Source organism: Mycobacterium sp. ITM-2016-00317 (genome assembly GCF_002968295.1).
GTDB lineage: Bacteria > Actinomycetota > Actinomycetes > Mycobacteriales > Mycobacteriaceae > Mycobacterium.
In genome coordinates this window covers 2,717,907-2,731,253 of sequence record NZ_CP134399.1, presented here as the reverse complement: position 1 = coordinate 2,731,253, position 13,347 = coordinate 2,717,907, and the positions used below count along the sequence as shown (strand labels likewise).

The window sequence follows — 13,347 nt, the reverse complement described above, 5'->3', positions numbered from 1 at the left end:
TTGGAGGCGTCATGTCCGACTTGCCGCGGATGTTCCCGGAGTGGCTGGACCGGATCCAGATCAAGTACATGAACCCGGTGATCAAGCCGCTCGCAGGCAAGCTGCCCGGGCTGTCGGTCATCAAACACCGAGGTCGGACGTCTGGACGCAACTACGAGACCGTGGTGACCGCGTACCGCAAGGGCGACGAACTGGCCATCGTGCTGGGCCACGGCAAGACCGACTGGGCCAAGAACATCCTCGCTGCGGGTGAGGGCGACGTCCGGCTGTTCCGTGACGAAGTGCACATCGTGAATCCGCGGATCGTGCCCAACGGCGACGGAGTCGCCGCGCTGCCGGGTATGGCACGCCGTCAGGCGAAGAACATCGCGGTGTTCGTCGCGGATATCGTTTGACGCCGCCTGCCAGAATCGTGGCATGACCTGGCAGATGTGGCTGGCGTTCCTCGGAGCGGCGATCGTGATCGCGGTGTCGCCGGGAGCGGGTGCGATCCAGTCGATGGCCACGGGCTTGACGCACGGTGTCCGGCGGGGCTACTGGAGCATCTTCGGCCTGGAAGCCGGGCTGATGTTGCAGCTGACACTCGTGGCGATCGGCCTCGGCGCCGCGGTCGCCAACTCGATCCTCGCGTTCACCGTGATCAAGTGGGTCGGCGTGGCCTACCTGGCCTATCTGGCGGTCCGGCAGTGGCGCAGCGCGGCCGTCGACCTGAACGCCCAGATCGACCGGGCCACCGCAGGCGGCCGCAGGTCGCTGATGGCGCGGGGGTTCCTGGTCAACGCCACCAACCCCAAGGGGCTGCTGTTCTTCCTCGCGGTGATGCCGCAGTTCGTGGTGCCGACCGCGCCGCTGTTGCCGCAGTACCTCGCGATCGGGGTGACGATGGTCGCCGTCGACATGGTCGTGATGGGGCTCTACACCGGGCTGGCGGTGCGCCTGCTGACCTGGTTGCGCACCCCGCGCCAGCAGACCCTGCTCAACCGGGTGTTCTCCGGGCTGTTCGCCGCGGCGGCAGTGGTGCTGTCGCTGCTGCGGCGCGGTCCGGCGGCGGCCTGACGACTAGCGGCAGCGCCCGCTGATCGCGGTGGCGGCGGCCTCGGCGTCCTGGAGCAGGCGGGCCTGCACCGGGTCGTCGTTCGGTACGCCCGCGGTGGCCGCGGCGCCGATGTCCATCAGATGGTCGGCGAACCGGCGGACCTCGCCGGCCAGCTCCGCGGGCGTGGCCGGATCGAGCCGCGCCAGCAGGTACTGCCCACCGTCGAACAGCGCCACCCGCGCGTTGGCCGCCGCCGCCAGTGCTCCGGCGATGTCCGCGGGTGCCTCGACGTTGGTGTTGGTCGCGACCCCGGTCCGCACCGTGTCGAACGCCGAGCAGATCCGCGCCGTCGCGTCACCGCGCTGTGCGTCGGTGTAGTCCGGCCCGGTGTCGTACGTGTGAAACAGCGCGAACCCCGCCACCCCGAGGGCCAGCACCGCGACCGCCAGCGACCACTTCATGGTCTACAGATCCAACCCCAGGTCGAGCACACGCACCGAGTGGGTCAGCGCCCCCACCGCGAGATAGTCCACCCCGGTGCCCGCGTAGTCGGCGGCGTTCTCCAGCGCGAGACCGCCCGAGGACTCCAGTTTCGTCTTCGGCGACCGCGCGTCGCGGCGCTGCACCGCGATCTGGGTCTGCCACACCGGGAAGTTGTCCAGCAGCACCAATTCCACGTCCTCGGCGAGCACCTCGTCGAGTTGCTCCAGCGAGTCCACCTCGACCTCGCACGGCAGATCCGGTGCGGCCGCACGAACCTGGCGCAGTGCGGCGACCACCGAACCGGCGGCGGCGACGTGGTTGTCCTTGATCAGCGCGGCGTCGCCGAGGCCGAGCCGGTGGTTGGTGCCGCCACCGACGCGCACGGCGTACTTCTGCAGGGTGCGCAGCCCGGGCAGGGTCTTGCGGGTGTCCCTGATCTGCGCGGAGGTACCCGACACCGCGTCGACCCAGGCCGCCGTCGCGGTCGCGATGCCCGACAGATGTGACACCAGGTTCAGCATGGTGCGTTCGGCGGTCAGCAGACCCGGCGTGGGCGCCTCGACGGTCAGCGCGACGCCGCCGGCGGCCAACCGCGTGCCGTCGGACACCCGGTGCTCGACGCGGTATCCGTCGGCGCCGAGTACCTCGTCGAGCACCAGCAGCGCCAGGTCCAGACCGGCCACCACCCCCGGTTCCCGCGAGACCATCGAGGCGGTGGTGCGCGCCCCGGCGGCAACGGTGGCGTGCGTGGTCACATCGGGCCCGTAGCGCAGATCCTCGTCGAGAGCGCGGGCGATGACGGCACGGGCATCGGCCAGTTCGGCGTTGGTGAGTGTCATCAGCAGACCACCGCCACAGCCGCGGGAGCCGCATCGCGAACCGCGCTGATCGCCTGCGCCGGGTCGGGCCCGGGGAAATCGCGGCGATGGTGACAGCCACGGGTCTCGGTGCGCGCCAGTGCCGAGGCCGCGACCGCACCGGCGACCGCGGTCAGCGCCGCCTCCTCGAAGTCCGACCGCGACCGCAGCGCGCGCGGACGCGCGGCGCCGACCGCCCCGGCCAGCTCACGCAGTCCGTCACTGTCGCGGACGACGGAGGCGTGCCGCGTCATCAGCCGGGCGACCTCGTTGCGCCGCAACGCAGGCCGCACCGCGGGCGGCGGATCGACGATCCGGCCCGGCCCGGCCGCTGCAGCATGGCTCGCGGCCGCCTCGCCCGCGCGGCCGCCGACCACCAGGCCCTCGAGCAGACTGTTGGAGGCCAGGCGGTTGGCGCCGTGCATCCCGGTCCGGGCGACCTCACCGGCGGCGAAGAGCCCGGCGACCCCGGTGCGCCCGTGGACGTCGGTCACCACACCGCCGCAGCTGTAGTGGGCGCCGGGAACCACCGGAATCGGCGCACGGGTGGGATCGACGCCCGCCCGCAGACAGGCCGCGTTGACGGTCGGGAACCGGGCGGCGAAGTCGGGCACCGCACGTGCGTCGAGGTAGACACAGTCGTCCCCGGTCTCGGACAACCGCGCGTCGATCGCCGCGGCCACCACGTCGCGAGGTGCCAGGTCCCCCATCGGGTGCACCCGGGATGTCACGGAAACTCCTTGCGCATCAACAATTTTCGCTCCCTCGCCGCGAAGGGCTTCGGTGATCAGCGGGCGGCGGCCGCCGCCTCGGCCGGTGTACAGCATCGTCGGGTGGAACTGGATGAACTCGAGGTCGGCCACCGGCAGCCCGGCCCACATCGCCAAGGCGACGCCGTCGCCGGTCGAGCCGACCGGGTTGGTTGTGGCCGAATACAGGTGCCCCAGACCGCCTGTCGCGAGGATCACCGACGGCGCGTACACCGCGCCGGGTCCGTCCGGGCTCAGGACGGATACCCCGGCCACCGCGCCGTGGTCGAAGAGCAGACCCAGTGCGACGTGGGCGCGCCGGATGTCGAAGACCGCGGCAGCCCGGTCGAGCGCGCGCTGCACCTCGGCGCCGGTGGCGTCTCCGCCGGCGTGCACGATGCGGCGCCTGGTGTGTCCGCCTTCACGGGTCAGCGCCCATCGCCCCGGCGCGGACTCGTCGAAACAGGCTCCGAGGCCGGCCAGTTCGGAGACGGCGCGGTAACCGTCGGCCACGATCGAACGCACCGCGTCCGGGTCACACAACCCGGCACCCGCGGTCAGCGTGTCGGCCACGTGCGCGTCGACCGAATCGTCGGCGTCCGGCAAGGCCACCGCGATACCACCCTGGGCGTAGCCCGTCGCGGTCTCACCGGCCTTGCTCAGCAGCACCACCTTGCGCCCGCGGCGGTGCGCCGCCAGCGCCGCGGCGAGTCCGGCGACCCCGGTACCGACGACGACCACGTCGGCGCGTCGGCGCCACATCCCGGCCCCGCCGCACGACGGCGTCATTCCCCGCCGCCGGGCTGCCCGATCTCGATCATCCGCTGCACGCTCAGCCGGCCTGCCGCCGCCACCTCGGGATCCACGTGGACCTCGTCGGCGCCCTCGACCAGGCAGCGCAGCATGGCGGCAGGGGTGATCATCTTCATGTACCGGCACGACGCGCGGTCGTTGACCGCCCGGAAGTCGACTTCCGGTGCGGCACGGCGCAACTGGTGCAGCATCCCGACCTCGGTGGCCACCAGCACCTGTCGCGCGTCGGTCTGGCGGGCGGCGTCGAGCATCCCGCCGGTGGACAGGATCTTCACCCGGTCCTCGGGGAAGGCGCCCTCACCGGCGAGGTACAACGCCGAAGTGGCGCAACCGCATTCGGGGTGGACGTAGAGTTCCGCGTCGGGATGGGCCCGGGCCTGGTCGGCGAGCTCCTCGCCGTTGATGCCCGCGTGCACATGGCATTCGCCGGCCCACACGTGCAGATTCGTGCGGCCGGTCACCCGCCGCACGTGCGCGCCGAGGAACTGGTCCGGGCAGAACAGCACCTCGCGGTCCTCGGGAATCGAGGCGACCACCTCGACGGCGTTCGACGAGGTGCAGCAGATGTCGGTCTCGGCCTTCACCGCGGCGGTGGTGTTGACATAGGAGACCACCACGGCGCCGGGATACTCGGCCTTCCAGGCGCGCAGTTCGTCGGCGGTGATCGAGTCCGCCAGCGAGCAGCCGGCCCGCTGATCGGGGATCAGCACCGTCTTGTGCGGCGACAGGATCTTGGCCGTCTCGGCCATGAAGTGCACGCCGGCGAACACGATGGTGTCCTCGGGCACCTCGGCGGCGATCCGCGACAGCGCCAACGAATCCCCGACGTGGTCTGCGACGTCCTGGATGGCCGGTAGCTGATAGTTGTGCGCGAGCAGCGTCGCACCGCGCAGGTCGAGCAGACGGCGCACCTCGGCGGCCCAAGCGTCGTCCCCGTCGACCCCCGAGAAGCCTCCCGGACCGTCCACGATCCGGGCGGTCAGTTCTGCGTCGAACATCCCAGCGAGCACCGTCATCGCTGACTCCTTCACGTTATCGAGGTTTTCGACTTACAATCGAAAACATGGCACATACTAACACCGAGCACGAAGTGTTGGCCGTGGTGTTCCAGGTGCGCCAGGGTGCGCCACCGGCGCCCACCGGTAAACCCGCACTTCACGTGCTGCTCTGGCAGCGGGCGCTCGATCCCGAGAAGGGTCGGTGGGCGCTGCCCGGTGGCCGGTTGGGACCCGACGAGGACATGACCAGTTCGGTCCGCCGCCAGCTCGCCGAGAAGGTGGACCTGCGCGAGCTGGCTCACCTCGAGCAGCTGGCCGTGTTCTCCGACCCACACCGCGTCCCCGGTTCGCGCACGATCGCGTCGACGTTCCTGGGCCTGGTGCCCTCCCCCGCGACACCGGAACTGCCGCCGGACACCCGCTGGCACCCCGTCAGCGACCTACCCCCGATGGCCTTCGACCACGGCCCGATGGTCGAGCACGCCCGCAACCGCCTGGTCGCCAAACTGTCCTACACGAACATCGGATTCGGCTTGGCGCCTGCAACATTCGCGCTGTCGACATTGCGCGACATCTACAGCGCCGCACTCGGGCACCCCGTCGACGCGACCAACCTGCAGCGGGTGCTGGAACGCCGCCAGGTGATCACCCGCACCGGCACCGTGGCGCGTTCGGGCCGCAGCGGCGGACGTCCGGCCGCGCTCTACCGCTTCACCGACTCCCAATACCGCGTCACCGACGAGTTCGCCGCGCTGCGCCCGCCCGGGTGAGTCGGCTAGCTTCTCATAGCATTCTTAAGTAACAATGCCCAGATGGACTTGGGCAACGTGGCGCGGTCGACCGGCGCCGAATGGATCGGTCAGCCGCCCCACGAACCCCTGCAACCCAAGTCACGGCCGGTCATTCCGGCCGACGATCCGTTCTACCAGCCGCCCGCGGGCTTCGAGCATGCCCGCCCGGGCACCGTGCTGCGTTCGCGCGACGTGGAACTGGCCTTCCTCGGGGTGATTCCGCAGCAGTTCCACGCGACCCAGCTGCTCTACCGCAGCACCGATCTGCACGGTGAGGCCCAGGCCGCGGCGACCACCGTGGTGGTGCCGGCCGAGCGAACCGCGGGCAGACCGGTGCCCATCGTCTCCTACCAGTGCGCGATCGACGCGGTGGCCGGGCGGTGCTTCCCGTCGTACGCACTGCGGCGCGGGGCCAAGGCCGTCGGCGCCGTCGCGCAGTTCGAGTTCCTGCTGATCGCCGCCGCGCTGGCCGAGGGCTGGGCGGTGTCGGTGCCCGACCACGAGGGCACCGCAGGCATGTGGGGTGCACCCTTCGAGCCCGGATACCACGTCCTCGACGGCGTGCGCGCCGCGCTCAACCACGAGGCGCTCGGGCTGGCCCAGGACGCCCCTGTCGGGCTGTGGGGGTACTCCGGCGGGGGTCTGGCCTCGGCGTGGGCCGCGGAGGTGCAGCACACCTACGCCCCCGACCTCAACGTCGTCGGTGCGGTCCTGGGCTCGCCGGTCGGCGATCTCGGCCACGCGTTCCGCCGTCTCAACGGCAGCATCTACTCGGGGTTACCCGCGATGGTGGTCGCCGCGCTGACCCACATCTATCCCGACCTCCACCGGATCATCCAGTCCCACGCGACCGAAGACGGCAAGGCGATGCTCGCCCGCATCGAGAAGATGACCACCGCGCACGCAATGCTCCGGCTGGTCGGCCGGGACATGGCCGACATGGTCGACCGGCCGCTGGAGGAGATCCTGCAGACCCCCGAGGTGCAGCACGTCTTCGACAGCATCAAGCTCGGCACCGCCGCGCCGCAGGTTCCGGTGCTCATCGTCCAGGCGGTGCACGACCGGATCATCTCCGTCGACGACATCGACGAGCTCACCGAGACCTACACCAACGGCGGCGCCCGCGTCACCTATCACCGCGACATGTTCAGCGAACACCTTCTGCTGCACCCGATGTCGGCACCCATGACGCTGCGCTGGCTCCGCGACCGGTTCGCCGGGCGGCCGCTGCGCACCCACATCAGCCGGACCAAGTGGCCGACGCTGCTGAACCCGTCCACCTACCGGGGCATGCTCACCCTGGGCAGGATCACGGCGAAGGTGATGTTGGGACGACGGGTGGAACGTCAGCCCCTGTCACGCTTCGACCAGTAGGCACGACCGGGTATTCCACCGGCGGCCAGGCGCCGAGGTCGTCGCGGGGAGTCGCCACCGCCGCCAACAGGTACACCAGTGCGGCAACCGCTGCCGGATAGAGCAACGACAGCGCGATCTGCAACGGCGAGTGGCCGAAGAACACCGACGGCGCCTCGACGATGTAATGCACCCGCTGCTGTTCGGTCACCGGCGCCCCGGCGATGTCGATCCCGCCGTACCGCAGGTGCGCGACCAGCACGCCGACGCCGGACGCGGTCGCGGCAGCGGCGACCGAACCGAGCGTCAGCGCTCCCACCATGCCGGCCCCGCGATACGGCCGCCACTGCCACACCAGCACCGCGGCCACCACGGCGAGCACCGAGAGCATCCCGATCATCAGGGCGGCCGAGGTGAACCAGTGGTCGGCCTCGGCGCCCAGATAGGCCTTGATGCGGTCGCCGGCGCGCGTCAGCGCGATCACCCCGTGGATCGGCGGCGCCAGCCACGCCCACAGTGCGCCGGTCAGCACCCCCGCCGCCGCGAGTCCGGCCACGACGGTCGCCAGCGCCCTGGACCGGGAAACCGTCGGCGCCGCGGGGTCCACCGCGTCCGCGGTGGTTGCCGTGGCCGCGGTGTGGCCGCTCATCGGTACAGATCCAGGTCGGTGGAGTCCACCAGACCGTGCCGGGAGCATCTCGCCCACCAGCCGTCGGGGCGGACCTGCACGATCATCCGGCGGCCGCACGCGGCGCAGAACCGCGGCGGCTCCAGGCCGAGTTGGGCCGCGGTGGGGACGGCGCTGCCCGCCTGCGCGCCGGTGTAGACGTTGTAGGCGCCCGCACCGACCGGTGCTGGCAGCTCTGTGCTGTCGGTGACCATCACCTGATCGGTTCTACAGGGTCGCGTTGAGAGCCTTGATGGGCATCTGCAGATCGTCGAGTAGCTGCAGGTCAGCCTCGGCCTGGCCCAGGGTGGTCAGGTAGTTGCCGACGATGACCGCGTTGATGCCGCCGAGGATGCCCTTCTTGGCCCCGAGATCGCCGAGGGTGATCTCCCGGCCCCCGGCGAATCGCAGCATCGTGCGGGGCAGCGCCAGCCGGAACGCGGCGACGGCCTTGAGCGCCTCGGTGGCGGGCAGCACCTCGAGGTCGCCGAACGGGGTGCCAGGTCGCGGGTTGAGGAAGTTCAGCGGGACCTCGTGCGGGTCCAGTTCGGCCAGGTTGGCCGCGAACTCGGCGCGCTGCTCGAGCGTCTCCCCCATGCCGAGGATGCCGCCGCAGCACACCTCCATGCCGGCCTCGCGGACCATCTGCAGGGTGCCCCAGCGCTCCTCCCAGGAGTGCGTGGTGACGACGTTGGTGAAGAACGACCGGGCGGTCTCCAGATTGTGGTTGTAGCGGTGCACACCCATCGCCGAGAGGCGCTCGACCTGCTCCTGGGTCAGCATGCCCAGCGAGCACGCGATCTGGATGTCGACCTCGTTGCGGATCGCCTCGATGCCGGCGGCGACCTGGGCGAGCAACCGCTCGTCGGGCCCACGGACGGCAGCGACGATGCAGAACTCGGTGGCCCCGGTCTTGGCGGTCTGCTTGGCGGCCTCGACCAGGCTCGGGATGTCCAGCCAGGCGCTGCGCACCGGGGACGCGAAAAGTCCTGACTGCGAACAGAAATGGCAGTCCTCCGGGCACCCGCCGGTCTTGAGGCTGATGATGCCCTCGACCTCGACGTCGGGACCGCACCAGGCCATCCGCACCTCGTGGGCCAGCGCCAGCAGGTCGTCGAGTCGGTCGTCCGGCAGCTGCAGCACCTGCAGCGTCTGGGCCTGGTCGAGACCTTCGCCCCGTCCGAGCACCTGCTCGCGTGCCACTGCCAGAATGTCGCTCACAGATCGTCTCCTCGTCGCCCCGCTGATGGCCGGCGAGCCGGCTAATTGAACACTGTTCAGGTTAGGGTAAGGGTGTGCAGCTTCACAAACGGGACGTGGTCGATGTCGCGACGCGGCTGCTGGACGACTACGGCATCGCCGACCTGTCGATGCGGCGGCTCGGTCGCGAGCTCAACGTGTCCCCCGGAGCTCTGTACTGGCATTTCGAGAACAAGCAGCAGCTGCTCGGCGCGGTGGCCGACCGGATCCTGGAGCCGGTCGACGAGGTCGACGCCGACTGGCGGGCCCGTATCGGCGCGCTCTGCACGCAGTTGCGCGACGCGCTGCTCTCGCACACCGACGGCGCCGAACTGGTCTCGGCCAGCTTCGCGGCCGGGCAGTCCGAGGCCATGACGCGCGTGCTGGGCCGGCTCAGTGCGGCGATCGCCGAGGCCGGCGTCGGCGACGTGGAGGCCGAATTGGCCGCCCGCACCGTGCTCTACTACGTGCTCGGTTTCACCGTCGACGAGCAGTCCCGCCTGCAGTGGGACGCCGCGGGCGCCGACGTGGTGCAGACGGCGTGGACCGAGGATCCGAGTGCCCGGTTCACGTTCGGGCTGCGACTGCTCCTCGACGGCATCGCCGCGAACACCACCGCTGAGACCGGACGGACTACCCCGCCGGTGTGATCGCGTGCTCGACGCGTTCGTCGCCGTCCCAGTGCCGTAACCCCACCGCCGTGACGGGAAGATCCCGGGTCACCGCGCGCAGCGTGAACACCGCGGGCAGCTGATCGACCGGGACCCGGCGGGCGAGCGTCACGTGCGGCGTCCACCCACCCGGATCCGCGTGCGGCAGCGCGCCTTTCGGCATATGCGGCAGACAGATCCGATGCACGTCGGCCTGTAGGGAGAGCAGTTCCCGGCTCGGCACCAGCAGCCGCACCAGGGTGACGGCGCGGCCGGCGCCGAACAGCATCGGCGCGCCGAGGACGCCGGGCAGCGGCAACCGGCCCAGCACCTCGGCCAGCGCGTCGTCGACGGCGCCGTCCAACTCCTCGGCGACGGTCAGCGTCACGTGCGGCCGGTTGGTCGGCGACCGGTGCCCGGCCATGCTGCGAATCCCGGCCTCGGACAACTCCTCCCACATGTGGCGGACCGCGGACTCGGTCGCGGCGTCGAACAGCAGCTCGACCGAGTGCACCATCAGCCGGCCAGACCCGACACCCAGCTCCGGTCGAACGCGTCGGCGCTGAGGCGCTCGAAGTCGGCGGCACCGAGCGACCCGGCACCGGCGGGCAGCGCGGCGCGCACCGGGCCCAGGCGGGCCAGCGCGTCGCGGTTGTCGATCTCGGCCACCCCAGGCTGGGCAGGCCATGCGCCGATCACCAGACCCGCGCTCGCGATCCCCCGGTGCGCCAACGCCTCCAGCGTCAGCACGGTGTGGTTCAACGTGCCCAGACCCGGTGCGACGACGGTCAGCACCGGCGCCCCGAGGTCGTCGGCGACGTCTCGCAGCGTCGTCCCGCCGGCACCGATCTCGACCAAGAGGCCGCCCGCACCCTCGACCAGGGTCAGCCGGCCGGGACGCGCCGCCGAGGCGACGAGGTCCAGGATCTCGGAGCGCTCCGGCAGTACCGCGCCTACCCGCTGCGCGGCCGCCAGCGGTGCGAGCGGCTCGGGGAATCTGGCCAACGAGTGCAGCTCGGTGATCCCGGCCAACCGGGCCACCTCGGCGAGGTCGTCGTCGCCATCGCGGGTGCCGGTCTGCACCGGCTTGCACACCGCGACGTCGATCCCGGCCAGCCGCGCATGGCACGCCAGCGCCGCGGTCGCGACGGTTTTGCCGATCCCGGTGCCGGTCCCGGTGACCACCAGGACACTCATGCCGGCGCCAGCACTTCGGTCAGGATCTGCCGGGCGAGCGTCATCTCGTCCTCGGTCAGCGACGCCCGCGCGGTCAACCGGAGCCGCGAGGTGCCCGCCGGAACCGTCGGTGGCCGGAAGCAGCCGACCCGGACACCGCGGTCGAGGCAGGCGGACGCCGCGGCGAAGGCGACCTCGGGCTCGCCGAGAATCACCGACACCACCGCCGAGGTGGGAACGTCGGGCCCCGCACAGATCGAGGCTAGCGTCGCGGCGTGGTCGAGCACGCGCTGCGCCCGCCAGGGCTCTTCGATGAGCACCTGCAACGCGGCGTGTGCGGCGCCGACCGCGGCGGGCGCCAGGCCGGTGTCGAAGATGAAGGGCCGGGCCGCGTCGATCAGGTGGGCGCGCACCGCCGCCGGGCCCAGGACCACCCCGCCCTGGCTGCCCAGCGCCTTGGACAGCGTGGTGGTCATCACGACGTCGGGGGCGCCGGCCAACCCGACCTCGTCGAGCAGTCCGCGGCCCCCGGTCCCCCGCACACCCAGACCGTGCGCCTCGTCGACGATCAGCAGAGCGCCGTGCCTGCGGCACGCGGCGTGCAGGTCGCGCAGCGGCGCGAGGTCGCCGTCGGCCGAGAACACCGAGTCGGTGACCACGACGGCGCGGTCCTCCGAGCGGGTGGCCAGCGCGTGCTCGACCGCGGCGACGTCGTTGTGCGGGGTGACCGCGACCCGCGCCCGGGACAACCGGCAGGCGTCCACCAGCGACGCGTGGGTCAGCGCGTCGGAGACCAGCAGTGAGCCGGGTCCCGACAGCGCGACGACGGCGCCGAGGTTGGCGGTGTAGCCCGCGGAGAACACCAGCGCGGACTCGGCGCCCACGAACGCCGCCAGCGCGGCCTCGAAGGCCTCGTGCAGTTCGGTGTTGCCGGTGACCAGACGCGATCCGGTGGATCCGGCGCCCCAGGTGCGCAGGGCCGCGACACCGCCGTCGATCACGTGCGGGTGCTGGGAGAGCCCGAGATAGTCGTTGGAGGCCAGGTCCAACTCGGCGCCCACGGGTCGGCGGGTGCGCAGCGACCGGCGCAATCCGGCCGCACGCCGCTGGGCTTCGACCTCACCGAGCCAGGCCAACGGGGAAAGACCCACGCGTGTCACGGCGCTCCTCCTGGAAGGAATGAACCGGCGAGCCGGGCCCCGACAGCAGCCCGGCCGGCCATTGAACACCGTTCAGGTTAGTGCACGCGCGACTGCGATCATCGCCGAGGCGATCTGTGCGATCTCCTCGCCGGTACAGACATAGGGCGGCATCACGTAGATCAGGTTCCGGAACGGCCGCAGCCACACCCCGTGCTCGATCGCGACCGGCGTCGCGACGGCGAGGTCCACCGGCCGGTCCACCTCGATCACGCCGATCGCGCCGAGCACCCGCACGTCGACGACGTGTGGCAGGTCCGCGGCCGGGGCCAGGCCCGAGCGGAGCCCTTCCGCGATGCCACGCACCTGGCTCTGCCAGTCCGTGGCGAGCAGCAACTCGACCGAGGCCACGCTCACCGCGCAGGCCAGCGCGTTGGCCATGAACGTCGGGCCGTGCATCAACGCCCCCGGCGGGTGCTCGCTGATCGTCGCCGCCACCGCGCGCGTGCACAGCGTCGCGGCCAGCGTCAGGTATCCGCCGGTCAGAGCCTTACCGACGCACATGATGTCGGGGCACACCCCGGCATGGTCGGCGGCGAACAGCGCCCCGGTCCTGCCGAACCCGGTGGCGATCTCGTCGAAGATCAGCAGCACGCCGTGCTCGTCGCACATCCGCCGCAGCTCGGTCAGGTACCGCGGATCGTGGAACCGCATCCCCCCGGCGCCCTGCACGACGGGTTCGACGATCACCGCCGCCAGCTCGTGGGCGTGCGCGGCGAGCTGCGCTTCGAACGTGTCGACATAGCCGGAGTCGTAGGCCGCCGGCACCGGCGGTGCGAACACCTGGTCGGCGAGCAGCGAGTTCTTCCCGGTCCACAGCTCGTGCATGCCGCCGTCGGGGTCGCACACACTCATCGGCGTGAACGTGTCGCCGTGGTAGCCGCCGCGCCACGTCATCAGCCGGCTCTTGGCGGTGTGGCCGGAGCTGCGCCAGTACTGCAGCGCCATCTTGACCGCGACCTCCACCGACACCGAACCCGAATCACTGAAGAACACCGTCTGCAGTGCGTCGGGGGTGACCTCGACGAGCAGCTGCGCCAGCCGCGCCGCGGGTTCGTGGGTGAGCCCGCCGAACATGACGTGGTTCATCGTCGCGAGCTGACGGGTGATCGCCGCGTCGAGCACCGGGTGGCCGTGGCCGTGCACCGCGGTCCACCACGACGCCATCGCATCCAGCACCTCGACCTCGCGACCCTGATGGACCAGCGTCAGGCATGCTCCGCGCGCGCCGACGGCGACCACCGGCGCGAGCGCGTCCGCACCGATCGGGCTGTACGGATGCCATATGTGAGCGGCGTCGACGGCGCTGATCTCGATAGGCGTCATCGCAGGCACC

The 13,347-nt window shown here is 71.2% G+C and carries 16 protein-coding genes; 5 read left to right on the top strand and 11 right to left on the bottom strand.

Features of this window, described 5'->3' with window-relative positions:
- Positions 1-11: 11 nt before the first annotated feature.
- Together C6A87_RS13045 and C6A87_RS13040 are read left to right on the top strand one after the other, a co-directional pair.
- Positions 12-395: a nitroreductase family deazaflavin-dependent oxidoreductase gene (locus C6A87_RS13045; protein WP_311117595.1), complete on the top strand. Its 384-nt coding sequence runs from the start codon at positions 12-14 to the stop codon at positions 393-395.
- 22 nt (positions 396-417) lie between these two features.
- Positions 418-1,056 carry a LysE family transporter gene (locus C6A87_RS13040; protein ID WP_311117594.1) on the top strand — a complete coding sequence of 213 codons (639 nt, stop codon included), beginning with the start codon at positions 418-420 and terminating at the stop codon, positions 1,054-1,056.
- 3 nt (positions 1,057-1,059) lie between these two features.
- On the opposite strand, the gene C6A87_RS13035 is transcribed toward C6A87_RS13040, so the two are convergent.
- Genes C6A87_RS13035 through nadA form a run of 4 tightly spaced genes read right to left on the bottom strand, consistent with a single transcriptional unit; the run spans position 1,060 to position 4,954 of the window.
- Positions 1,060-1,497: a hypothetical protein gene (locus tag C6A87_RS13035; protein WP_311117593.1), complete on the bottom strand. Its 438-nt coding sequence runs from the start codon at positions 1,495-1,497 to the stop codon at positions 1,060-1,062.
- Positions 1,498-1,500: 3 nt separating this feature from the next.
- A complete protein-coding gene (nadC, locus tag C6A87_RS13030; RefSeq protein WP_311117592.1) occupies positions 1,501-2,358 on the bottom strand; it encodes a carboxylating nicotinate-nucleotide diphosphorylase in 858 nt (285 codons plus the stop codon).
- Complete coding sequence (locus C6A87_RS13025) at positions 2,358-3,887, bottom strand: L-aspartate oxidase (protein WP_396837053.1); 1,530 nt, start codon at positions 3,885-3,887, stop codon at positions 2,358-2,360. Before C6A87_RS13025 ends, nadC begins: the two co-directional genes overlap by 1 nt.
- A gap of 23 nt (positions 3,888-3,910) precedes the next feature.
- Complete coding sequence (nadA, locus tag C6A87_RS13020; protein ID WP_311117590.1) at positions 3,911-4,954, bottom strand: quinolinate synthase NadA; 1,044 nt, start codon at positions 4,952-4,954, stop codon at positions 3,911-3,913.
- Between the two features lie 47 nt (positions 4,955-5,001).
- On the opposite strand from nadA, the gene C6A87_RS13015 reads away from it, so the two are divergent.
- Together C6A87_RS13015 and C6A87_RS13010 are read left to right on the top strand one after the other, a co-directional pair.
- Positions 5,002-5,706 carry an NUDIX domain-containing protein gene (locus C6A87_RS13015; protein ID WP_311117589.1) on the top strand — a complete coding sequence of 235 codons (705 nt, stop codon included), beginning with the start codon at positions 5,002-5,004 and terminating at the stop codon, positions 5,704-5,706.
- A gap of 42 nt (positions 5,707-5,748) precedes the next feature.
- Positions 5,749-7,101 (top strand): lipase family protein, encoded by a 1,353-nt coding sequence (locus C6A87_RS13010; protein ID WP_311117588.1) that lies wholly within the window; start codon positions 5,749-5,751, stop codon positions 7,099-7,101.
- Here the strand turns inward: C6A87_RS13010 and C6A87_RS13005 are convergent.
- Genes C6A87_RS13005 through bioB form a run of 3 tightly spaced genes read right to left on the bottom strand, consistent with a single transcriptional unit; the run spans position 7,037 to position 8,968 of the window.
- The gene (locus C6A87_RS13005; protein ID WP_311117587.1) at positions 7,037-7,729 is read right to left on the bottom strand and encodes a DUF2567 domain-containing protein; all 693 of its coding nucleotides are present in this window, start codon (positions 7,727-7,729) and stop codon (positions 7,037-7,039) included. The genes C6A87_RS13010 and C6A87_RS13005 overlap by 65 nt on opposite strands.
- The gene (locus C6A87_RS13000) at positions 7,726-7,962 is read right to left on the bottom strand and encodes a hypothetical protein (RefSeq protein ID WP_311117917.1); all 237 of its coding nucleotides are present in this window, start codon (positions 7,960-7,962) and stop codon (positions 7,726-7,728) included. Before C6A87_RS13000 ends, C6A87_RS13005 begins: the two co-directional genes overlap by 4 nt.
- A gap of 13 nt (positions 7,963-7,975) precedes the next feature.
- Positions 7,976-8,968 (bottom strand): biotin synthase BioB, encoded by a 993-nt coding sequence (gene bioB, locus C6A87_RS12995; protein ID WP_311117586.1) that lies wholly within the window; start codon positions 8,966-8,968, stop codon positions 7,976-7,978.
- 74 nt (positions 8,969-9,042) lie between these two features.
- Between bioB and C6A87_RS12990 the strand changes: the two genes are divergently transcribed.
- The gene (locus C6A87_RS12990) at positions 9,043-9,636 is read left to right on the top strand and encodes a TetR/AcrR family transcriptional regulator (protein ID WP_311117585.1); all 594 of its coding nucleotides are present in this window, start codon (positions 9,043-9,045) and stop codon (positions 9,634-9,636) included.
- Here C6A87_RS12990 and C6A87_RS12985 read toward each other — a convergent pair.
- From C6A87_RS12985 to C6A87_RS12970, 4 genes are all read right to left on the bottom strand, one after another.
- Positions 9,620-10,153, bottom strand: coding sequence for a 2'-5' RNA ligase family protein (locus C6A87_RS12985; RefSeq protein ID WP_311117584.1), 534 nt, complete (start codon positions 10,151-10,153; stop codon positions 9,620-9,622). The two genes, C6A87_RS12990 and C6A87_RS12985, sit on opposite strands and share 17 nt — an antisense overlap.
- The gene (gene bioD / locus C6A87_RS12980; RefSeq protein ID WP_311117583.1) at positions 10,153-10,833 is read right to left on the bottom strand and encodes a dethiobiotin synthase; all 681 of its coding nucleotides are present in this window, start codon (positions 10,831-10,833) and stop codon (positions 10,153-10,155) included. The genes C6A87_RS12985 and bioD overlap by 1 nt, the downstream gene beginning before the upstream one ends.
- A complete protein-coding gene (locus C6A87_RS12975; RefSeq protein WP_311117582.1) occupies positions 10,830-11,972 on the bottom strand; it encodes an 8-amino-7-oxononanoate synthase in 1,143 nt (380 codons plus the stop codon). Before C6A87_RS12975 ends, bioD begins: the two co-directional genes overlap by 4 nt.
- Positions 11,973-12,044: 72 nt before the next feature.
- Entirely contained in the window at positions 12,045-13,346 is a 1,302-nt protein-coding gene (locus C6A87_RS12970; RefSeq protein WP_311117581.1) for an adenosylmethionine--8-amino-7-oxononanoate transaminase, read from the bottom strand.
- Position 13,347 lies beyond the last annotated feature (1 nt).